The organism is Pseudomonas sp. SAS7 (genome assembly GCF_052112345.1).
GTDB classification, from domain to species: Bacteria; Pseudomonadota; Gammaproteobacteria; order Pseudomonadales; family Pseudomonadaceae; genus Aquipseudomonas; species Aquipseudomonas putida_Q.
The window spans coordinates 82,920-104,178 of sequence record NZ_JBEGGO010000021.1 but is presented as its reverse complement, the minus strand read 5'-3'; the positions used below and the strand labels follow the sequence as shown (position 1 = coordinate 104,178).

21 protein-coding genes and 1 pseudogene are annotated in these 21,259 nt (G+C 63.1%); 11 read left to right on the top strand and 11 right to left on the bottom strand.

From position 1 onward, the window contains the following. The first annotated feature begins 13 nt into the window (after window positions 1-13). On the top strand, window positions 14-703 hold the full coding sequence (locus tag ABI582_RS26330) for a TetR/AcrR family transcriptional regulator (protein ID WP_442120728.1): 690 nt from the start codon (window positions 14-16) through the stop codon (window positions 701-703). A gap of 55 nt (window positions 704-758) precedes the next feature. Here the strand turns inward: ABI582_RS26330 and ABI582_RS26325 are convergent, their stop codons facing one another. Further along, window positions 759-1,670: a LysR family transcriptional regulator gene (locus ABI582_RS26325; protein WP_442120727.1), complete on the bottom strand. Its 912-nt coding sequence runs from the start codon at window positions 1,668-1,670 to the stop codon at window positions 759-761. Window positions 1,671-1,764: 94 nt separating this feature from the next. Between ABI582_RS26325 and ABI582_RS26320 the strand changes: the two genes are divergently transcribed. Further along, the gene (locus tag ABI582_RS26320) at window positions 1,765-2,940 is read left to right on the top strand and encodes an MFS transporter (RefSeq protein WP_258909150.1); all 1,176 of its coding nucleotides are present in this window, start codon (window positions 1,765-1,767) and stop codon (window positions 2,938-2,940) included. Window positions 2,941-3,109: 169 nt separating this feature from the next. Here the strand turns inward: ABI582_RS26320 and ABI582_RS26315 are convergent, their stop codons facing one another. The 4 genes from ABI582_RS26315 to ABI582_RS26300 form a co-directional block, all read right to left on the bottom strand. After that, on the bottom strand, window positions 3,110-5,593 hold the full coding sequence (locus ABI582_RS26315; RefSeq protein WP_442120726.1) for a TonB-dependent siderophore receptor: 2,484 nt from the start codon (window positions 5,591-5,593) through the stop codon (window positions 3,110-3,112). Window positions 5,594-5,688: 95 nt separating this feature from the next. Further along, a complete protein-coding gene (locus ABI582_RS26310; protein ID WP_442120725.1) occupies window positions 5,689-6,657 on the bottom strand; it encodes a FecR domain-containing protein in 969 nt (322 codons plus the stop codon). Beyond that, complete coding sequence (locus tag ABI582_RS26305) at window positions 6,654-7,160, bottom strand: sigma-70 family RNA polymerase sigma factor (RefSeq protein WP_442120724.1); 507 nt, start codon at window positions 7,158-7,160, stop codon at window positions 6,654-6,656. Before ABI582_RS26305 ends, ABI582_RS26310 begins: the two co-directional genes overlap by 4 nt. Window positions 7,161-7,241: 81 nt before the next feature. Beyond that, on the bottom strand, window positions 7,242-7,865 hold the full coding sequence (locus tag ABI582_RS26300) for a glutathione S-transferase family protein (RefSeq protein WP_258909153.1): 624 nt from the start codon (window positions 7,863-7,865) through the stop codon (window positions 7,242-7,244). 198 nt (window positions 7,866-8,063) lie between these two features. Between ABI582_RS26300 and ABI582_RS26295 the strand changes: the two genes are divergently transcribed. Both ABI582_RS26295 and ABI582_RS26290 read left to right on the top strand, forming a co-directional pair. Then, window positions 8,064-8,363 carry a DUF3077 domain-containing protein gene (locus ABI582_RS26295; protein WP_258652747.1) on the top strand — a complete coding sequence of 100 codons (300 nt, stop codon included), beginning with the start codon at window positions 8,064-8,066 and terminating at the stop codon, window positions 8,361-8,363. A gap of 79 nt (window positions 8,364-8,442) precedes the next feature. Then, window positions 8,443-9,165, top strand: a complete 723-nt coding sequence (locus ABI582_RS26290) for a hypothetical protein (RefSeq protein ID WP_442120723.1) — start codon at window positions 8,443-8,445, stop codon at window positions 9,163-9,165. 99 nt (window positions 9,166-9,264) lie between these two features. Here the strand turns inward: ABI582_RS26290 and ABI582_RS26285 are convergent, their stop codons facing one another. After that, on the bottom strand, window positions 9,265-9,750 hold the full coding sequence (locus ABI582_RS26285; RefSeq protein WP_442120722.1) for an REP-associated tyrosine transposase: 486 nt from the start codon (window positions 9,748-9,750) through the stop codon (window positions 9,265-9,267). Window positions 9,751-10,058: 308 nt separating this feature from the next. Between ABI582_RS26285 and ABI582_RS26280 the strand changes: the two genes are divergently transcribed. The 4 genes from ABI582_RS26280 to ABI582_RS26265 all read left to right on the top strand — a co-directional run bounded on the left by ABI582_RS26280 (window position 10,059) and on the right by ABI582_RS26265 (window position 12,917). After that, window positions 10,059-10,979: a LysR family transcriptional regulator gene (locus ABI582_RS26280; RefSeq protein WP_442120721.1), complete on the top strand. Its 921-nt coding sequence runs from the start codon at window positions 10,059-10,061 to the stop codon at window positions 10,977-10,979. Between the two features lie 170 nt (window positions 10,980-11,149). Continuing rightward, window positions 11,150-11,926, top strand: coding sequence for an SDR family oxidoreductase (locus ABI582_RS26275; RefSeq protein ID WP_338744424.1), 777 nt, complete (start codon window positions 11,150-11,152; stop codon window positions 11,924-11,926). Window positions 11,927-12,033: 107 nt separating this feature from the next. Then, complete coding sequence (locus ABI582_RS26270; protein ID WP_016487684.1) at window positions 12,034-12,483, top strand: antitoxin Xre/MbcA/ParS toxin-binding domain-containing protein; 450 nt, start codon at window positions 12,034-12,036, stop codon at window positions 12,481-12,483. Beyond that, window positions 12,480-12,917 (top strand): RES family NAD+ phosphorylase, encoded by a 438-nt coding sequence (locus ABI582_RS26265; protein ID WP_016487683.1) that lies wholly within the window; start codon window positions 12,480-12,482, stop codon window positions 12,915-12,917. The genes ABI582_RS26270 and ABI582_RS26265 overlap by 4 nt, the downstream gene beginning before the upstream one ends. A 7-nt stretch (window positions 12,918-12,924) precedes the next feature. On the opposite strand, the gene ABI582_RS26260 is transcribed toward ABI582_RS26265, so the two are convergent. Then, window positions 12,925-14,079, bottom strand: a complete 1,155-nt coding sequence (locus tag ABI582_RS26260) for a cysteine desulfurase family protein (protein WP_442120720.1) — start codon at window positions 14,077-14,079, stop codon at window positions 12,925-12,927. 195 nt (window positions 14,080-14,274) lie between these two features. Next, window positions 14,275-15,201 carry a LysR family transcriptional regulator gene (locus tag ABI582_RS26255; RefSeq protein WP_063426843.1) on the bottom strand — a complete coding sequence of 309 codons (927 nt, stop codon included), beginning with the start codon at window positions 15,199-15,201 and terminating at the stop codon, window positions 14,275-14,277. A gap of 139 nt (window positions 15,202-15,340) precedes the next feature. On the opposite strand from ABI582_RS26255, the gene ABI582_RS26250 reads away from it, so the two are divergent. From ABI582_RS26250 to ABI582_RS26240, 3 genes and pseudogenes are all read left to right on the top strand, one after another. Continuing rightward, window positions 15,341-16,570 (top strand): acyl-CoA dehydrogenase, encoded by a 1,230-nt coding sequence (locus tag ABI582_RS26250; protein ID WP_442120719.1) that lies wholly within the window; start codon window positions 15,341-15,343, stop codon window positions 16,568-16,570. A gap of 163 nt (window positions 16,571-16,733) precedes the next feature. Further along, window positions 16,734-16,961, top strand: a pseudogene (locus tag ABI582_RS26245) (PAAR domain-containing protein); the annotation flags it as partial. Between the two features lie 45 nt (window positions 16,962-17,006). Next, window positions 17,007-17,396 carry a hypothetical protein gene (locus ABI582_RS26240; protein ID WP_442120718.1) on the top strand — a complete coding sequence of 130 codons (390 nt, stop codon included), beginning with the start codon at window positions 17,007-17,009 and terminating at the stop codon, window positions 17,394-17,396. 21 nt (window positions 17,397-17,417) lie between these two features. On the opposite strand, the gene ABI582_RS26235 is transcribed toward ABI582_RS26240, so the two are convergent. From ABI582_RS26235 to ABI582_RS26225, 3 genes are all read right to left on the bottom strand, one after another. Then, window positions 17,418-18,473, bottom strand: coding sequence for a TerC family protein (locus ABI582_RS26235; RefSeq protein ID WP_028613236.1), 1,056 nt, complete (start codon window positions 18,471-18,473; stop codon window positions 17,418-17,420). Between the two features lie 165 nt (window positions 18,474-18,638). After that, entirely contained in the window at window positions 18,639-19,946 is a 1,308-nt protein-coding gene (locus tag ABI582_RS26230) for a substrate-binding domain-containing protein (RefSeq protein WP_442120717.1), read from the bottom strand. Window positions 19,947-20,104: 158 nt separating this feature from the next. After that, a complete protein-coding gene (locus tag ABI582_RS26225; RefSeq protein ID WP_442120716.1) occupies window positions 20,105-21,253 on the bottom strand; it encodes an ABC transporter ATP-binding protein in 1,149 nt (382 codons plus the stop codon). Window positions 21,254-21,259: the final 6 nt, after the last annotated feature.

Genomic DNA, 21,259 nt, shown 5'->3' with positions numbered 1-21,259 from the left:
AAAAGGTGTGAATGTGAGCGGATTGCGCGAGCAGCAGAAGGCGATGCGCCGTGAAACCATCAGCCGCACGGCGCTGGGCCTGTTCGAAGCGCAGGGTTACCAGACCACCACCATGGAGCAGATTGCGCGCCTGGCGGCGGTGTCGGTGCCCACGGTGTTTGCCTACTTCGGCAGCAAGCAGGAAATCCTGCTGGAGAAGCTGCGCGAGGCCGACCACCGGGCGGTGGCTGAAGCCCGGCGGCGCCTGCCGGAGTTCGCCGATGCTCTGGAGGCGTTGTGCTGCTATGAGGCGCACCTCACGGATTACGCATTCGAGGTGCTGCCTGCGCCGCTGTGGCGCGAAATACTGCCGCCGCTACTACCGTTGCTGGGCAGTGGCCAGCAGGACGTGCCGCAGGCCTACAAGCGGGTCAACGATGCGCTGGTCAACGAGTTGAGGTGCCTGCTGCAGGACCTGTGCGCCAGCGGCAGGCTGCGCGCGGGGCTGGACGTGGGGTATGCGGCGTTCCTGATCAATGACTACGGGCACTTGCAGTTGCTGCGCCTGTGCAGCCGCGAGCCGCTGGACATGGCAGCACACCGGGAGGAGGTACGGCGCTTCATGGGCTTTATCCTGGCCGGGATGCGAGGGCCGGTATTGGCCCCACTGCAGGAGCGGCCTTGTGCCGCGAAAGGGCTGCAAAGCAGCTCCAGCAATGGTTGATGTAACGCTAAAACCCTCGGGCCGCTTTGCGGCCCATCGCGGCACAAGGCCGCTCCTACAGGGGGGTGCGTAAGCCGCCTGACAGGTGCTCTACCAGAAAATCCACGAACACCCGCACCCGCGCCGGCATCGCCTGGCCACCGACGAACACCGCATGGATCGGCTCGCGGTCGTCAGGGTTATACGCCTCCAGTAATGGCACCAGGCGCCCGCTGGCCAGGTCGTCCACCACCGTGAAGGTGCCGATGCGTGCCACGCCGGCACCGATCCTGGCCAGTTGCGCCAAGGCTTCGCCGCTGCTGCATTCGATGTTGCCCGTCACCTTCAACGAGAACACCTGCCCGTCGCGGCGGAACGGCCAGTCGTGCGCGGCGCGGCGAAAGTTGAAGCGCAGGCAGTTGTGCCGGGCCAGGTCCTCGGGCTCAAGCGGGGTGCCGCAGCGTTGCAGGTACTCGGGCGAGGCAACCACCACCTGGCCGGTTTCACCAATGGCGCGGGCGCTCAGCGAACTGTCCGGCAGGTGCCCGAAACGCAATGCTACGTCGGCCTGGCCGCCGAGAATGTCGGCCACTTCGTCACTGAGGGTAAGGTCAACCAGCACTTGCGGGTAACGTGCGCTGAAGGCCGCCAGCAGTGGTACCACGGTCAGCCGGGCATGGCCCAGCGCAGCGCTTACCCGCAAGCGCCCGCGCGGCACGCCCTGGTCGGTGATGGCTTCCTCCACTTCGAGCATGTCGGCCAGCACCCGCCGTGCACCGCGCAGGTACGCCTCACCCTCGGGGGTGAGGGTGATCGCCCGGGTGGTGCGCAGCAGCAGGCGGGTGCCCAGGCGCTGTTCGGTGCGGGCGATGATGCGGCTGACCGCAGAAGGCGTCAGGTTCAGTGCCCGCGCGGCGGCCGACAGGCTACCTTCTTGCGCCACCCGGGCAAATATCTCCATCTCGCCGGATCTTCCACTGAAGTCCATTTGTGCCTCGTACGCAAAGGTGGTTAGCAAAAAAGCAGTCTAGTGCGATTTTGAAATGGATCGTAGCATTTGCGGCATAGATAAGGAGCTTGCCATGCGTATCAATCCACCTCTTGTCGCACTCGCCATCGGCGCCTTTGGCATCGGTGTCACCGAGTTCGCCCCCATGGGCATGTTGCCCAGCATCGCCACTGACCTTGGCGTTTCCATCCCTGCCGCCGGGCTGCTGGTCAGCGCCTATGCCATTGGCGTGCTCATCGGCGCACCGCTGATGACCCTGGCCACGGTGAAGATCCCGCGGCGTTATTTGCTGATCGGGCTGATGGCCATTTTCACGCTGGGTAACCTGATGTCGGCCCTCGCCAGCGATTACACCAGCCTTCTGGTGGCCCGTGTGGTCACCTCGCTCAACCACGGTGCCTTCTTTGGCATCGGCTCGATTGTCGCGGCCAGCGTGGTACCGCCCGAGAAGCGCGCCGGGGCGGTGGCGGCAATGTTCATGGGCTTGACCCTGGCCACCATCGGCGGCGTGCCGCTGGCGACCTGGTTTGGTGAAATGCTGGGTTGGCGCACGGCATTCTGGGGTATTGCCGGGCTTGGTCTGGTGGCGATGACTACGCTCTGGTACGCGCTGCCCAATGTGCCGTCGCCCAAAGGCGACGGGGCCATGGCCGAAATCCGGGTGCTGGGCCGTGGCCCGGTACTGGCGGCGTTGCTGCTGACAGTGGTCGGTTCCAGTGCGATGTTCACGGTGTTCACCTACATTGCACCGATCCTGCAGAGCGAGGCGGCAGCGTCCACCACCTTCGTGACAGCCATGCTGGTGTTGTTCGGTGTGGGCCTGACCTTGGGCAACGTGTGGGGCGGCAAGGCGGCAGACCGCTCGATCGACCGCACGCTGATCCTGTCGTTGGCGTTGTTGATTGCTGTGCTGCTGGTGTTCCCGCTGGTGCTGGACTGGCCGCTGCCGACGGCATTGGCGATCCTGCTTTGGGGCGCGGCCAGTTTTGCACTGGTACCGCCCTTGCAGATGCGGGTGATGGAGGCAGCCAAGGATGCACCCAACCTGGCATCGGCGGTGAACATTGGTGCATTCAACCTGGGCAATGCGATTGGCGCGGCGCTGGGTGGCGCAGTGATCAACGCAGGTTTGGGCTACCCGGCGATTTCCCAGGCGGGCGCAGCGATGGCGGCGCTGGGTTTGGTGATGGTGTTGCTGTTTGCCTGGCGTGGGCGGGTGGTGGCAGCGGGGCGGCAGGTTGCGGTGTAATTAGCTGAGATCGCCGGGGGCGCTGTGCGCCCCTTTCGCGACACAAGGCCGCTCCTACAGGTACGGCGCACGCCTCAGGTGCTGCGCGGTCTTGGTGGGAGCGGCCTTGTGTCGCGATAGGGCTGCAAAGCAGCCCCAGGATCTTGCAGGTGGGACCCCTCAACACACCTCAGAACTTGCCGCGCAAGGTCAGCATGTAGTTGCGCGGCGCGCCGTACCAATTGCCGGTGTCGCTGGCATCCACGGTCTGGTAGTACGTCTTGTCGAACAGGTTGTTGCCATTGAGCGTGGCCGTCCAGTGGTCATCGATGCGGTACTCGACCAAGCCGTTCCACACCGCATAACCGGCCTGGCGGAACGCATACGGGTCTTGCTGGCTTAGCCCGCCGTCGGGCAGGCGGCGCTGGATGAAGCCACTCTTGTAGCTGTCGCTCTGGATGGTGGCACCCAGGCCGACCTTCCAGCGTTCGAACTCGCCGGGCAGTTGATAGGTGGTGAAGAACTTGAACAGGTGCTTGGGTGTTTGCGTGCTCATCGGCGTGCCGTTGTTGGCGGCATTGCCGGCAACACGTTGCCTGTTGATGTTGAAGGTGTAGCCGGCCATGGCTTGCCAGCCGGGGGCCAGCTCACCGGAAATCTCGCTGTCGATACCCTTGCTGATCACCTCGCCAGAGGCGTTGTAGAAGCCTTGGCCAGTGCTCACCGCTTCGTTCAGACGCTTGGTGTAGTAAAGCGCGCTGGACAGGTTGAGGCGCCCATCGAGCAACTCGCCTTTGGTACCGAACTCGTAGGTTTCGCCCTCGATCGGGTCCAGTGGCTGGCTGCTGGGGGACTTGAAGGCGGTTTGTGGCTGGAAGATCTCGGCATAGCTGGTGTACAGCGACCACTGCCGGTTCAGGTCGAGCACCAGCGCGCCAAACGGGGTGATGACGCCGCGGTTGCTTTCCTTGACCCGGGTGTCGGCATTGTTGAAGGCCGGCACCACGGTGCGGGTGTTGTCACGGTAGTCGGAGTAGCGTGCGCCCAAGGTCAGGTGCAGTGGCTCGGCAAGCTGCGCCTTGAAGGTGGCATAGGCACCGGATTTGCGCTGGTTCCAGTCGGGGTTGTAGTAGTAGCTGGGGGGTGTGCGCGGCTTGGGCATGGCGCCGGCGTCACCTGTGGTGATGTCGAAGGGCACGTTGATGTCGCTTACTTGCGACAGGTCGCTGTCGTCGGAGTAGCTGCGCATCACTTCTTCATAGTCGGCACCGACCAGCAGTTCGTGGGTCAGGCCAAAGGCTTCGAAGGTGCCGGACAGGTTGGCATCGAACAAGTCCTGCTGGTTGTTGTAACCGCGGATGAAACGCTTGAAAGTGGTCTGGTTGGTGTTTGGGTCGACGGCGGCGCTCACTTCGCCAATGTCCTGGGTCGAATCGAACTTGCTTTTGGTGTAGCTGGCCTTGAGCTTCCAATTGTCGTCCAGCGCGTGCTCGACCTTGGCGAAGTACTCGGTGCGCTTGTAGTTGTTCGCGGACCAGTCGGCGGCCAGCGAGCGGCTGCGTGAGGTGCCGATCTCGGTGCCGTCCTTGTAGCGCACCAGGCCCCGGTCCCAGTAACCGTCCATGTCCCGCCATTCATAGGTGCCGCCGATGCTCACCAGGGTGGCCGGGCTCAGGTCTGCCTCCAGGGTGCCGAAAATCACGTGCTTCTCGCTGTCGGCATTGTCGTAGAAGTATTTCTTGTCCTCGAACGACATCGCCACGCGGCCGCGAAGTGCACCGTCGAACCCAAGCGGGCCGGTCAGGTCGACTTCGGAACGGTAATTGTCCCAGCTGCCCGCCGACTGGCTGATGCTCAACTGGTTGAACGGCAGGGCGCGCTTGCGCACCAGGTTGATGCTGCCGCCCGGGTCGCCAGTGCCGCCGAACAAACCGTCGGAGCCACGTAAAACCTCGACGTGGTCGTACGCGGTCATGTCTGGCAGGGTGTCGAAGGCTTCGTTGCGCAGCATCGGTGCGCCGCCGTCGGTCTGGATACTGCGGATGACGAAGCCACGCGAGTAGATCTGGTTTTTCGTGTCGTTGCCGCCGACCACGGTGATGCCGGTGGTCTGGTCCAGCACCTGGGTCAGGCTGGTGAGGTGCTGGTCATCCATGCGCTGGCGGGTCATGACACTCACCGACTGCGGGGTTTCCCGCAGGCTGCGAGGTGTCTTGCCGCCGGTGGTGATCGCACCTGTGGTGTAGGAACCGGTGTTCTCGGTCTGCTCGCCGAGGTTGGCAGTGCCGGTCACGTTGGTCGGGTCCAGTGCCACAGCACCCAATGGCAGCGGTTCGCTGGCCGGGATCAGGCGGTAACCACCGTCCTGCGGCATCGCTTGCAGGCCGCTGCCGACCAGTAGCTGGTGCAGGGCTTGCTGGCTGTTGAAGCTGCCCCGCAGCCCGGCGCTGTACTTGCCGGCCAGATCACCCGGGGTGAAGGCAATGTTCAGGCCGGTGCTGCGGCTGAGGGTGGTCAAGGCTGCATCCAGCGAGCCGGCGGGGATGGCGAGGTCGTAGCGCGTGGTGGTGCTGGCGCTGTCTGCGGCATGGGCCAGCGGCAGCGTAGCCAGGCCAAGGCTGGTGCAAAGCAGGGCTTGGCGGATGGCGAGGCGCAAGGGGGCGGGTCGGGTCACGTGGGGTTCTCGTTGGCAATTTGAGTGTTCTGCTGTGTATGCCGGGCGAGATTGCAAACCCCTTCACCCGGCGAGCACTTTTTTGCCAGGTTGTTTCAGGCGCTCAGGCGTACCCAGTAACGCGTCATTGCCTGTACACGCAAGCCGTGGGCCTGGGCGATGAACGCCAGGGTGGCGTCGGTGTCGGTGAGGTTGAAATTACCGCTGATAGTGCGTTTCGCAACCTGCGGGTCACAGCCCAGATAGCCGTTGCGATAACGGCCGAGCTCGTCGAGCAGTTCGGCCAGCGGCATCGCCCTCGCGGTCAGCAGGCCGTCGCGCCAAGCTGCGGCGTTTTCGGCGTTGCCGGGCAGGCGCAGCACGTTGTCGCGGGTTACCTGCCAGGTTTCTCCGGGTTGGGCAACGGCACCGGTACCCGAGCGTGGCTGTATGTTCACGGTGCCTTCGGCAACGCCCAGGCGGCAGGCGTCGGCGTACTGACGTATGTTGCAGCGGCTGCCGTGGGCGGTGAACGTGGCCAAGGTGGTAGTGACCTGCAATGGGCGCTGTTGCAGGCTGGCGCTGTCGGCACCACTGACCAGGTACAGCTCGCCGCGCAGCAGGTCGATGCGCCGTTGCCGGGCATCGAAATACACACGCACGGCGCTGTCGGTATTTAGCTCCAACTGGCTGCCATCGGCGAGGGTCCAGCGCTGATGTTCGCCGACACGGGTGCTGTAGTCGGCCATCAGCCGCTGCCAAGGCGCGGTTTCGCGAGTCCCCCAGGCGGTGCTGCCGACTGCCGCGAACAGTGCCAGCAGTTTCAGCACCTGGCGCCGTTGCAGGCGGGCTTCAGGCAGTTTATCCAGCGCCTGGCGCGCCAGCCCGCTCGGCACACCGGCAAAGTGCCCGCTCAGGCTCTGCATGCGCGCCCAGGCCAGGCGGTGGGTTTCGTCATCCGCCAGCCAGGCCTGGAACGCTGCCCGGGTGGCAGGGTCGGGCCGGTTGTAGGTGAGACGGATCGACCATTCGATGGCCTGGTCTACTGTTGCGCTGGGTAGCGCCGGCAGTGCGCTGGTGCTCATGGAGCGCTCTCGTAGACAAGCTGATAGCAGTGGCGCAAGGCTTTGCTCAGGTCGCGCTCGACGGTGGACAGCGACACCCCCAGCTGTTCGGCAATGCGCGGGCAGGCCATGCCATCCAGTTGTGCCAGCAGGAAGATGGTGCGCGTGCGTGCGGGCAGCGCGTCAAGCAGCCGGTCGATGGCCACCAGTGCCTCGATGGCCAGGGCACTGGTCTCCGGTGACGGCACTTCGGCCTCGGGCAACTGCGCCAGCGTCTCCAGCCAGGCCCGCTCTATGTCGCGGTGGCGCCACAAGTCGATGACCAGCCCGCGGGCGATCGTGCGCAAATAGGCACGTGGCTCCAACAAAGCCTTTGCCTGGCGCCTTTGCAGCACGCGGACAAAAGTGTCCTGGGCGAGGTCGGCAGCATCCGCTGCATTGTTCAGCCGATGGCGCAGCCAGCCTTGCAGCCAGCCGTGGTGCTCGACGTAAAGATGCTCGATGGGGTGTCTGCTGCCGGGCATGACGCTCTTCCGTGTTCGTGCACTAATGGTAATGACTCGCATTATTACCCAATGCCCGGCAGTGAAACCAGTGTCGTACGATTACGGCGTACCGTTACGGCCGTGCAGGTGATAGGCCGGGCGTTCGCTCAGGCGCTCGTAATAATCGCGCACCGCTGGCAGGTGCGGGTGTTCGAACGGCGTTTCGAACCAACGGTTGACTGACAGGCCGATAGGGATGTCCGCCAGGGTGAACTGGCTGCCGGCCACATACGCACCGGTGCTGGCCAGCTGGCGGTCGAGGATGTGCATGTAGCGTGACCACTCCCCGCAACCGGCGGCAAGTGCTTGCGGGTCCTGGTGCGCGGGGGAGTGCCTGACCAGTGACATGAACGCGTAGCTCCACGAGCGGTTCAGGTCCGAGGCCTGCCAGTCGATCCACTGGTCGATCCTGGCCCGCGCCTGGGCGTCGGCGGGGTAGAACGCGGTGGCACCATAGCGGTTGGCCAGGTAGCGGATGATGCTGTTGGATTCCCACAAGGTGAAGTCGCCGTCCTGGATAACCGGGATCATGGCGTTGGGGTTCAACGCCAGGAACTCGGCGCTGTCGGTGGCCTTGAAGCCTGAGCCCCAGTCTTCGCGCTCGAATGCGACCTCGAATTCGGCGCAGGCCCACAGGACTTTTCGCACATTGATGGAAGAGGCTCTGCCCAGTATCCGTAGCATGGTGTTCATCCTGGTGTGGGGGAGGCTGATCGTCTGACACTGGCAGGTGCCGGTCAAGGGGCTGATCGGTGGCAGAGCGCCCATTTAATGGGGTTCTTGTAGTCCATTTCCGAAACTGATGCTTTCCACTTTGCTGGTCATTGTGATGGGGAAGGTGGCGTCCTAGGCTGGGGATGCTCGTAACCCCGAGGAATGGACATGGACAACGACACCCCGAAAAGCAGCAAGCTCAATGTTGTGCGTGCAGCGAGCCGGTTTGGCCACGCCGATGCCGAACTGGTGCAGATGAAACCGCAGCTGCCAATGAGGACCGCCCTGACGGAGGCCTCGGGCATCATGGGCTGCATCACTGAAATTACCCGCAAGGCCATCGACAGGCCAGGCGACCGCAAGGTGATGATGCAGGCCACGTTCTATCTGGCCGGCATGGCCAAGGCACTGATCGATGGCCAGCTGCTGCAGGTGCGTCAGGCGCGCGAAGGTGAGCGCGAACCCTAGTCAAGCTTGCCTGGGGGCCCTTAACTTGGCACCCTTGGGCGGTTTGAATCGTCTGTATCACCACAGAAGGAAGTTTGCATTGAGCTGGGACAAGGTGGGGAAACTCCTCGTAGCCGTGCTTTTAGGCCTGATGGTGCTTTTGACCGCCTACGTGTTGCTCAGGGGCAGCCCGCGCCTGGAGGCGTCTCTGACCTATGCCTACCTCACCTATCCCACCCAGTTCAGCGAGCGCATCAGCAAAGCCAGCGAGCAACTCAAGTATGAGCAGTTGCAGGGGCGCATCAACAGCATCGGCCAGGGCGAGCTAAGCCACGACCAGGTCGAGAGGTTGATCGAAATGGCCCAGGCACCCTATGCCCAGCTGTTCGCCAAGCCATTCGAGGCCGGGCTGGTCGATCACCGTACTGGCTTGCTCATCGAACTACGCAACAGTGGTGACGCGCCGGTACGCGAGGTAAAGATCCGCCTGCCAGCCAAGGGCCTGGTGCAGGTGCGTGATGCTGCCGGCAACGACACCTTGCTGGAGACCGCCACCGCGCAGGTGGACATCCCGGCCATCGAGCCGGGTGGCACGTGCAAGGTCTGGGTCTATTTCGATGCAGACTATTTGCAGATCCGCCAAGGCGGGGTCAGCATCAGCCACGCCGACGGAGTGGCCAATGTGCAGGTGTACCACGAGGTCATCGGTTTTCCGGCCACTGTGGCCCGCTACAGCCGCGAGTTGATGGTGTTGTTGAGCGTACTGGCGATCAGCGTGCTGGGCCTGGGTTATGCCTGCCTGGCACGGCGTAGACCGCGGTAAACGCCTCACCTGCAGGAGCAGCTTTGTGCTGCGAAGAGGCCAGTACGAGCGACACTGATGCATCGCCTGAACCGGCTTCTTCGTAGCACAAGGCAGCTCCTACAAGGAGTTGTGCAGGCTGTCAGCGTCTGTGAGCCACACTGCGTCCCAGTGGGGATAATCGCCAATCTGTGCAGCCAGACCTGCCCGCAAAGGGTTGGCAACAATGTACCGGGCCACCTTACGTGTATCCTCCTCCTTGCGCAGCGCCCGGTCATGATAGCCACGCTGCCAGGCTCGGCCTGGGCAAATACCCGCTTTGCACAATGCTGTGCCTGAGCGGGATTTGAACTGCCGCATCAGGCTGCTCAAAGTGATGGCATGCAACTCTATCAACCAATGCAAGTGATCAGGCATCAACACCCAGGCAAGTGAGCGGCAGTCGCCGAGTAACTCCGAGTGCCTCAACTCCCTGATGACCAGGCGTGCCGCGCGCAGGTCGTGAAAAAACGGCCTGCGCTGGTGGGTAACAGTGGTTAGCAAGTACAACCTGCCAGGTTCGGAAAAACGCCCCCGCCGTAAGAGGTTTGCTTCGGCTCGATCCATATTGTGTACCTCGCATCCATTCGTTGTGAGCACCAACCATAGAGGCTGGAGCCGCTTTCGGTGGTGGCAGATCATTGCCCCGTTTTACAGCGTTACGCTTGTCTGTAGGAGCAGCCTTGTGCTGCGAAGAGGCCAGTACGAGCGACACTAATGCATCGCCTGAACCGGCCTCTTCGCAGCACAAGGCTGCTCCTACAGCGAAATGCGGTATGCGTGGCCTGCGATCAAGGGTCATTTGCTTGAAACTCAACACTCCCCCGTTGCCGACCCTCTATAGTGCTCGGCATTACAAGACCCGAGCCTGCCTGATGATCCCTTCACTGGATTCCATTTTCTCTCGCCTGCGCCTGCGCCAGTTGCGTCTGCTGATCGAGCTGGATCGCTGTGGTTCGCTGCACAAGGCGGCCGAAGCCATGGCCATTTCCCAGCCTGGGGCTACCAAGGCGCTGCGCGAGGTGGAGGAGGTGCTGGGGGTACCGTTGTTCCAGCGCCTGCCCAGCGGGCTGGTAGCCAACGACGTGGGTCGTTGCGTGGTGCGCTATGCGCGGCTGATCCACAGCGACCTGGGGCATCTGCGCGAAGAGGTGCTAGGCATCGTCCAGGGCCAGGGCGGGCGCCTGGCAGTGGGCAGCATCATGGGGGCCATGCCGACCCTGGTCAGCGCCCTGGGGCGCTTGCGCCGCAAGCAGCCGCAGCTGGCGGTGGAAATTGCCGAAAATACCAGCGCCAACCTGCTCGCCCAACTGGACGAGGGGCGCCTGGATCTCGCCATCTGCCGGCCCGGGCTGGGCCGCGACGCGGCGGACTATGCCTTTGTCGAGCTGGCCCAGGAGCCGTTGGTGGTGGTCGCGCACCCGCAGCATCCGCTTGCCGGGGCAGCGGCACTGGCGATCAGCGATTTGAGCCATTACCGCTGGGTGGTCTACCCGGTGAACATGCCCATGCGCCAGGCCCTGGAGCGCGAGTTGAGCGAAGCAGGGGTGGAGGTGCCACGCTATCCGCTGGAAACCTTTTCCACCTTCGCTACGTTCATGCTGCTGGAAGATGACCCGACACTGGTGGCGGTCATTCCCAGTGCCGTGGCGGCTTTTGCCGAGCAGCGCGGGTTGCTGGTGTCGCTGGCGGTGCAGCTACGGGCGTTGAGCGAGCCCTTCGGCATCGTGCACCGTGTGGCGGCGCCGCTATCGCCAGCGGCGCGGTTGCTGGTAGAAGAATTGACGGCCAATTGAAGTTTGACGGGGCTCGCCCGCCAGCCCATTGCTGGCGGGCTGGTGGGGATAAGCGATGGTTATTGGTGGATCAGCTCTTTTCATTATCGGCGGCCTTGCCTGTGCTCTAGATTACCCCCGGCACGGCCTGCCAGTACCCCTGTAACCCTATTGCATCAAGGAGCAACCCAATGGATCTAGGCATTACCGGCCGCTGGGCCATCGTCTGCGCGGCCAGCCAAGGCCTGGGCAAAGGCTGCGCCGAGGCGCTTGGCAAAGAAGGCGTGAACTTGCTCATCAATGCCCGCACCCAAACCACCCTGGAGCAGACCGCCAGCGAGTTGCGTGCGGCCTGCCCGGGCATCGAGGTGCTTACCGTGGCCGGCGATGTTGCCGATGCCCAGGTGCGCCAGGCGCTGTTGGCAGCCTGCCCGCAGGTCGACATCCTGGTCAACAACGCCGGTGGCCCGCCACCGGGGGACTTCCGTGACTGGGGGCGTGACGACTGGCTGAAGGCGCTGGACGCCAACATGCTCACCCCGATAGAGCTGATCAAGGCGGTGGTCGACGGCATGGCCGAGCGCGGTTTCGGGCGGGTGGTGAACATCACCTCCGGCGCGGTGAAGGCGCCGATCGACATTCTCGGTTTGTCCAACGGCGCCCGCAGCGGCCTGACCGGGTTCATCGCCGGCCTGGCCCGGCAGCAGCGCCTGGCGGGCAGCAATGTGACACTGAACAACCTGCTGCCAGGGGCGTTCGACACGGCGCGTTTGCAAAAGACTTTGCAGGCGGCGGGTGGCGATGTGCAAGCCACCGCCCAGGCCAGGCGCAAGGCCATCCCGGCGGCGCGCTTTGGCGATGCCGGGGAGTTTGGCGCGTACTGTGCGTTTCTGTGCAGTGCGCATGCCGGTTATATCACGGGGCAGAACCTGCTGATCGACGGCGGGGCGTATCCGGGTACCTTCTGAGAGGTGCGGGGGCAGAGTGCCCCCCACAACCACGGGGGCCAGGCAAACTGGCAATGATCCGGCGAATACCGCATACTTGTCGGCAAACGCCGAAACAGGAGTATGCCATGCTTGCCGAAGTGCTTCGCGACAACGGTTACCACGAGTACCGGGCGCGCCTGCAGGCGCTGCTGGAAATACCCGAACTTGCTAGTGACTTCGAAATCCACACCCGCATCACCCATGGTTTTGCTGCCACCTGGCTGGTGAAGCTGACTGAGCGTGGTGTGTTCACGCCGGTGGAGCGGGACCAGATCATTCCCCTGCGCACCCTGAAAACCCGTATCGAGCGTGACCAGCCGCTGACCGTGGAAGAGAGTGATCGGCTGTTCCGCTCGGCCCACATCACCGCCATGGCCGAAGCCGTGTTCGGTGAAGCGGACAAGGCCAAGCGCTGGCTGTCCAAGCCCAAGGAACGCTTCTCGGGGCTGACGCCCATGCAGATGCTCACCACCCAGCAAGGCACTACTCAGGTCGAAGAGATGCTGCTGCAGATTGCCGAGGGCTTTGGCCTGTGATTTTGTGGCGTATCAGCGCCTATGCAGATTTGAGTGGCACAGGGGGTTTGCGTGTAAGCGGCCGCTGGCACCAGGCGGGCCGGCCCGTGGTGTATGCCGCCACCAGCCCTTCCGGGGCCATGCTCGAGGTGCTGGTGCACCTGGAGATCGACCCGGAGGATTTTCCTACCACCATGCGCCTGATCCGCATCGAATTGCCAGACACGGTTTCACAGGCCCAGTTGCCCGCCTTGCAGCCAGGCTGGTCCGCTCAGCCTGAGTTGACCCGGGCGCTGGGCAATCGCTTTCTGGATGACTGCTCAGCATTGTTGCTGCCGGTGCCGAGCGCGATCATGCCCAGCACCATCAACTACCTGTTCAACCCACGGCACGCACAGGCGCAGCGCGCGAAAATCCAGGTCGAGGATTTTACCCCGGACAGCCGCTTGTTCTAGCGCGTGTTCACCACAGTGCAGCCGACGCCGTCGTCAGCACCCGGTCAAACACGGCGAGCGCCTGGTCTACTTGCGCCTCGGTGGTGAATCGGCCGATGCTCAAGCGCACGCTGTTGCGTGCCTGACGTTCGTCCAGCCCCAGTGCCAGCAGCACATGCGAGGCAGCGTTGCTTGCCGAGTTGCAGGCCGAGGTGGTCGACAAGGCCAGCTCGCTGGCCAGGGCCGCGCTGTTGAAGCCCTTGCTGTCGATGCACAAGTTCAGGGTATGGGGGATGCGTTGGCTGGCGCTGCCGTTGAGGGTGACGCCGGGTAAAGCCAGCAGGCCCTCGCGCAGGCGCGTGGCCAGTTGCTCAAGGCGCTGATGCTCACTGTCACCTGGTTCGCCGGCCAGGGCAAAGGCGCTGCCCATGCCGGCGATCTGATGGGTGGCCAGGGTGCCGGAACGCAGGCCCTGTTCATGGCCGCCGCCGTGCATCTGCGCACGCATCAGCGTACGGGCGCGTGGCCCGACATACAGCGCGCCGATCCCTTTTGGCCCGTACACCTTGTGCGCCGAGAACGACATCAGGTCCACGGCCATCGCGTTCAGGTCGATGGCCAGCTTGCCTACGGCCTGTGCGGCATCCACGTGCAGCAGGGCACCGTGGGCACGCACCCGTTGGCCAATGGCGGCAAAATCGGTAACCGTGCCCAGCTCGTTGTTGACCGCCATCAGCGATACCAGGCGGGTGTCCGCGCGCAACGCTGCCTGCACGCTTGCAGGCTGGATGAGGCCGGCGGCATCCGGCGCCAGGCGGGTAACGGCCCAGCCTTGGCGCTCCAGTTCGGCCACCGTGTCGAGCACGGCTTTGTGCTCCAGCTGGCTAGTGATCAGGTGCCCGGGCTGGTCGAAGCCTTGGGCAATGCCTTTGAGTGCCAGGTTGTTGGATTCGGTCGCGCCCGAGGTCCAGACCAGGTTGTCGGCTTGCGCGCCGATGCGCTCGGCCACTTGCTGGCGGGCTTGCTCCACGGCCTGTCGGGCGGCCTGGCCGTAGGCATGGCCACTGGACGCGGGGTTGCCGAAGTTGGCCTCGCTGCCAAGGCAGGCCAGCATGGTTTCGATGACCCGATCGTCGACGGGGGTGGTGGCGGCGTAATCGAAATAGAGTGGGGCGCTGGGCATTGGGGCGGGTCCATGTCTGTCGCCGTGAAATCGGCGATTGTTGGGCTAAGCGTATCCGCCATGGGCGAGATATGTTTCGCTTCCCGCCACGTTTTTTTTCAATTGATGAGAGAAAAATTTCTCTCTATCTAACTGTTTGCAGAATATTTTTCTACGGGAGGGGCGGGGCTGATCAACCGCCCCTCGCAGGCGGCTTCAGGCGGGCTGCAGGGCTTTCTCTTCCTCGGCTACCACGCGTTCGCACAATTCGGTGATCTGCTCGCGCATCCAGCGGTTGGCCGGGTCCTGGTCGGTGCTTTCATGCCAGTACAGGTGCGTTTCCAGTGCGGGCACCTCCACTGGCAGTGGCTGGTAACGCAACTGATGACGACGGGCGAAGCGCTCGGGAACGGTCATCGCCATGTCGGTTTGCTGCAACACCTGCGAGGCCATCAGGTAGTGCTGCGAACGCAGCGCGACCTTGCGTTGTACACCCATCTTGCCCAGCGCCAGGTCGACGTAACCCAGGCCGTTGCGGCGGCTGGAAATATGGATATGGGTCATGCCCAGGTAGCTGTCGAGGGTCAGCTTGCTGTCAGCCAGCGGGTGGCCCTGGCGCAGGGCGCACACATAGCGGTCTTGCATCAGCTTGATATGGCGCACCTGCGGGTCGGTGTTCAGGGGGGCGTCGATGGCGAAGTCCAGGCGGCCGGCGGCGAGCTCCTTGGTGGTCTCGCGGCGCTTGCACAGGAAGCTTTCGATCAGCACCGCGGGCGCCAGGCGGCGCAGGCGCTGGAACAGCGGCGGCAGGATGACCGCCTCGGTCAGGTCGGTCATGCTGATGCGGAAGGTTTTGTTGGCCTGTTGCGGGTTGAAGATGCGGCTTTCCTGCACCGAGGTACGCAACAGTGCCAGGGCGTTGCGCACCGGGCCGATGATGTTCTGCGCCATCGGCGTGGGCACCATGCCTTGTGCGGTGCGCACGAACAGCGGGTCGTTGAAGGTTTCGCGCAGCCGCGAAAGGGCGTTGGACACTGCAGGCTGGGTAATGCCGACAATCTGACCGGCGCGGGTCAGGTTGGCTTCGGTGTAGATCGCATCGAACACGATGAACAGGTTGAGGTCGACCTTGCTGAGGTTCATGGGCGCCGCTCTTTGTTGGAATTATTGGCCGATCATATATCGGTTATGAATGTTTATACACGCGGAAAATAGACTAGGTGGATGGGGCCGCGCTGCTCTAGGCTCTGCCCATGTACTCCGAACCGTGAAGGTAGCCCCGATGGATTTCGCCTATTCGCCCAAGGTCCAGGCACTGCGCGAGCGCGTTACTGCGTTCATGGACGCCTACGTGTACCCCGCCGAAGCCGTGTTCGAGCGCCAGGTTGCCGAGGGCGACCGCTGGCAGCCCACGGCAATCATGGAAGAACTCAAGGCCAAGGCCCGCGCCGAAGGGCTGTGGAACCTGTTCTTGCCCGAATCGGAATACGGCGCCGGCCTGAGCAACCTGGAATACGCCCCGCTGGCGGAAATCATGGGCCGCTCACTGCTCGGGCCAGAGCCCTTCAACTGCTCGGCGCCGGACACCGGCAACATGGAAGTGCTGGTGCGTTATGGCAGCGAAGCGCAGAAACGCCAGTGGCTGGAGCCGTTGTTGCGCGGCGAGATCCGCTCGGCGTTTGCCATGACCGAGCCGGACGTGGCCTCTTCGGACGCTACCAACATGGCCGCCACCGCCGTGCGTGACGGCGACGAATGGGTCATCAATGGCCGCAAATGGTGGACCTCCGGCGCCTGCGACCCGCGTTGCAAGGTCATGATCTTCATGGGCCTGTCCGACCCCGAAGGCCCACGCCACCTGCAGCATTCGATGGTGCTGGTGCCCACCGATGCGCCGGGCGTGAAGATCGTCCGCCCGTTGCCGGTGTTCGGCTACGACGATGCCCCTCATGGCCACGCCGAGGTGCTTTTCGAGAACGTACGGGTGCCGTATGAGAACGTGCTGCTCGGCGAGGGGCGCGGCTTCGAGATTGCCCAAGGGCGCCTTGGCCCAGGCCGTATCCACCACTGCATGCGCTCGATCGGCATGGCCGAACGTGCGCTGGAGTTGATGTGCAAGCGCTCGGTGGAGCGCACTGCTTTTGGTCGGCCACTGGCACGGTTGGGTGGCAACGTCGACAAGATCGCCGACTCACGCATGGAAATCGACATGGCCCGGCTGTTGACGTTGAAGGCGGCGTACATGATGGACACCGTCGGCAACAAGGTGGCCCGCAGCGAAATCGCGCAAATCAAGGTGGTGGCGCCGAACGTGGCGTTGAAGGTGATCGACCGGGCGATCCAGATGCATGGCGGGGCAGGGGTGAGCGGCGATTTTCCGCTGGCCTACATGTACGCCATGCAGCGCACCTTGCGCCTGGCCGACGGGCCGGATGAAGTGCACCGGGCGGCGATTGGCAAATATGAAATTGGCAAGTATGTGCCGGTGGAGCTGTTGCGTAGCGGGCGGTGAAGTCGTCAGCCTGCGCCGGCCTCTTCGCGGGTGAACCCGCTCCCACAGTGATCGCACAAACTCCCGCAATGTATAGGAAGCATCTGAATCTCGGCTGAGGCCCCCTGAATCTCCCTTGCTGGTGATAGGTTTTCAACCCTAACCAGGTACAGGGCGTTTAGGGATGCGCGTCAATTTGGAGGGAAAGGGTCAGGCGGTAGATGGTGATGTCACTACTACGGGTGCTGTCTGTATTGCGACGGGGGCGGGCTACCTGGACGAAGGCCGAATGGTGCTCCGTGAAGGCGACCACACCACGCCATGCCCTCTTTGTGGGCAGGTGGGAACCGTCGCTGAAGGTGTGGATCACTTTATTTCCGATGGCCAGCGGGTGGCCATGGATGGCGCGCTGGCGCAGCTGGCGAGAAGGTCGGTGAAGTGATTTATGAGGTGATGGATGATTGACTTTGATAGCTGGTCGCCATACTTGCGAATAGCTTTCTTAGTTGCGCCCTTCATTATCGGCCTTGTCGGTATTGCTATGAATGTACAGATCGCGCTGTCGACGGATTTTGATATCGCTCTTTCAGCGATTACCAGCAATCCCTACCTGGAACAGATGAAGCCCGTGTGGGGCGGAGGGAATCTGAGGTCTCGATGTCTACTGATGAGCACGGTAAGCGCATTGCTTACATTTCCTTGGCTTCATTTGCGCTTGGGATGGTTGGACGAGGCGGAACTTGAAAGGTTTCCGCCCAAGTTGAGGCGAAAATTAGGGGCAGCTCTTTGGCTGATCCTGATCTCATCAGTCTGGGCGGGGGTGGGTTATTTCATTATAAAGAAATGATCTCCGCCCAGATTCGTAACTTCAGACCCGCATCTGCGGGTCTTCCTTTTTGTTGCTAAATTCACCACCGGCATTCGCAGGCTGTTTGGGTTGAATCTCCGCCTTCTCCCCCCGCGTCTTCACCAACGAAACCACCACCCCACCCAGCAACAACCCGAACGTCACCCCCAACGACAGCAGCGCCGGTACCTTGCCCACCATGCCGTGATAGAAAATCTTGCAACCAATAAAGATAAGCACCAGCGCCAACGCATACTTGAGGTAAACAAACCGGTGCATCAACGCCGACAGCGCGAAGTACAACGAACGCAGCCCAAGGATGGCAAAGATGTTCGAGGTGTAGACAATGAACGGGTCCTGGGTAATGGCGAAAATCGCCGGCACACTGTCGACGGCGAATACCAGGTCGGCCAGTTCGATCAGCACCAGTGCCAGGAACAACGGGGTGGCATAGCGCAGCGCCTTGCTGTGGCCGGCCGGGGTCTGGTGTACGAAGAAGTGCGAACCGTGGATCTGGTCGGTGACCCGCATGTGCCGGCGCACGAACTTGAGTATCGGGTTGTTGGCCAGGTCAGGGTGGCTGTCTTCTTTCGAAAGCGCCATCTTCACCCCGGTAAACAGCAGGAAGGCACCGAAGATATACAGCACCCAGGCAAAGTTCTGCACCAGCGCGGCGCCCACACCAATCATGATCGCCCGCAGGAACACCACCCCCAGGATGCCCCAGAACAGCACACGATGCTGGTAGCGGCGGGGGATGGCGAAGTAGCTGAAGATCATTGCCATGACGAACACGTTGTCCATCGACAGCGATTGTTCAACCAGGAAACCGGTGTAGAACTCTAGCGCCGACTGGGCGCCCAGCTGGTACCAGACCCCGACGCCGAACAACACGCCAACGCTGAAGTAGCCCGAGTACAGCAGCAGGCTTTCGCGCATTTCGATTTCGCGGTCGTGGCGGTGCAGTACGCCCAGGTCGAGCACCAGCAAACCGATGACGATGGCCATGAATACCAGCCACATCCAGGCGCTGGTGCCGAGTACAGGGGTGGTGAGGAATGCTTGCAGAGCTGTCATGAGCCCCTCCTTGAATGTCGACGTTGCATGGCAACAGTGATCCGACATGGCGGCTTGGCAGCCGTCAGAGGGGCCCGGTATCACATGAATTTGAGCCTAGACCCGATTGCAGGAGATACCGAATGGGGAGCTGTTACATTTCTTTGCCAGAGCCTCTGCATCAATTCAATACACCCACACCTCGACCCGCCGATTGCGCAGTCGCCCTTGCTCCAGCTCATTGCCGGCCACCGGCAGTTCATCGCCCATGCCCGTCACCTCGAGCAACTCCACGCCATCGCGCGCCAGCTCGCGGCGCACTGCCTGGGCCCGAAGGCGCGAGAGCAGGGCGGCGCGGCCAGGCGTTTCCTTGGGGTCGCCAAAACCTACCAGCACCGCTTTGCTCTGCAGCTTGCCAGCCTGGCGCAGGTACTCGGCCACCCGCTGCACGTCGCGCAGGGCCTTGTTGTCGAGGCTGGCGCTGCCTTCCTGGAAACGGAAGTTCACGCTCAGCCGTTGCGCCCGCTGGGCCAGGGTGCGGTAGCGCGGCGGCATGGCGGCCAGGGGCGCTACTGCCAGGGCTTTGATCTGCTGCGAAACAAAGCCCTGCTGGGCAACGATCGCCTGGCCGGCCGGGCTCTGGGCAAAGTCGGCCAGGGCCCTGGCCTGCGGCTTGGGGTTGGCCGGCAAGTAGAAGTACAGGCGCCGTGACAGCGGGTAATCTTCGCTGGCCACCAGCGCGCGCTCCGGCAGCATGGCCGGTGCGTCGCCTTCGGCTACCGCCAGCACCTTGGCCCCGTGCACCGCAGCCAGGCTGCTGAAACCGATGGCCTGGCGGTCGGTGGCCACCTGCGCGGCCAGTTCGTCACTGGACTCGAAACGCCGGGCCTTGGCTGACAAGTCGTTGTGCTGAGGCTCCAGCACCAGCGCCTTGAACGTCTCGAAGGTGCCGGAGCGGTCGTCACGGGCGTATAGGTGGATGGCGCCGCCAGCAATACCCAATTGCTCCCAGTGTTGGATCTGCCCGGAGAAAATCTGCGCCAGTTGCTGCGTGTTCAACCGAGGTAGCGGGTTGTCGGGGTGGACGATGACCGCGACACCGTCCAGCCCGATCACTTGCTCGGCGCTGGCAGCACGCAGGTCGCCTAGGGCCTGAAGTTGGCGCACTTCGCTGTCGTTGATCGGTCGCGAGGCGGCTGCCAGGTCGGCGTCGCCACGGCCGAGGGCGGCGAAGCCGGTGCTGGAACCGTGTGCGGCGATGTCGACACGCAGCGGTTGGCCATGCGCATCGCGTGCGGTGATCACGGTCTCGTTGGCCCACTTGCCAGGTTGCTGCTCGATGGCGGTGGCTTGCTGCGCGCGCAATTGCCCCTGCACCAGCGCTGGCAGCAAGGCCGCGCCGATGGTGTTGGAGCCTTGCGCACGCATGTGCATGGGCTCGGCCAAGGTCGCAAACGGGATCAGGGTAAGCAGCAATACAAGCAGGCGGGGCATGCCGGGTGGCCCTGTGGCATAGAGTTGGCCGGCAGATTACGACAGTGGCGTGATGATAATGTGACAGTGCTGTTTACGTCTTGAGAAGTGCAGCGCCTGTCAGATCGAGCGCCGCCCGCGCGGCGCTCGATCTGACAAGCACTGCACCTCTCAATATGTTAGTGCGCCCCGGCAGACTTGCTCAAATCACTCTCGGCCCACTCGGTATAGATGCACGCATCCGCCACCGCCCAGCGCACCTTCACGCTGTCGCCCGGCTGCATCGGCATGCCTGCGGCCGACAGTGCCTTCACCGTCAGCTCGGTACCCCCTGCAGTCACCACATGGCAGGTCTGGCTTTCACCCAGGAACAGCACTTCGCCAACCTTGGCACTGACCTCGTTCCAGCCCGCCGGCAGCGGCTCGCGCGCAGCCTGTTCGGCGGTCAGGGCCAGGGCTTTTTCCGGACGCACCATGATCAGTGCATCCTGCGCAGCGGCCAGGCCCGGGGTCAGGCGAATGGCCACCGACTGGCCTTCGAAACTGCCTGCACCGTTGCTGCTGGCCTTGATGCGCAGGAAGTTGGAGTTGCCCAGGAACGAGGCGACAAAGGCATTCGGTGGGTTCTGGTACAGGTCGTAACCGGTGCCCAGCCCGACGATCTTGCCATGGCTGAAGATGGCGATGCGCTGGGACAGGCGCATGGCTTCTTCCTGATCATGGGTGACGTAGACGATGGTGATGCCCAGCCGGCGGTGCAGCTGGCGCAGCTCGTCCTGCAGGTCTTCGCGCAGCTTCTTGTCCAGCGCGCCGAGTGGTTCGTCCATCAGCAGGATGCGTGGCTCGTACACCAGTGCCCGGGCAATCGCCACGCGCTGCTGTTGCCCGCCGGACATCTGCGACGGCTTGCGGTGGGCGAACTGCTCCAGCTGTACCAGCTTGAGCATGGCGTCGACCCGCTTGTTGGTCTCGCTGCCGCTCAGCTTGCGGATGGCCAGCGGGAAGGCGATGTTGTCGCGCACGTTGAGGTGCGGGAACAGCGAATAACGCTGGAACACCATGCCGATGTCACGCTTGTGCGGCGGTACATTGACCAGCGACTGGCCGTCTACCAGGATTTCGCCGCTGCTGGGCGTTTCGAACCCGGCCAGCATCGACAGGGTGGTGGATTTGCCCGAGCCGCTAGACCCGAGGAAGGTCAGGAACTCGCCGTCCTGGATTTCCAGGTCGAGGTTGTCCACGGCGGTGAAGTCGCCGTAGTGCTTGTTCAGGCCGCGCAGGCTAACCAGCGTCTTGCCTGGCGCGTTGTCTTTGATCACTGCACTCATTGTTGT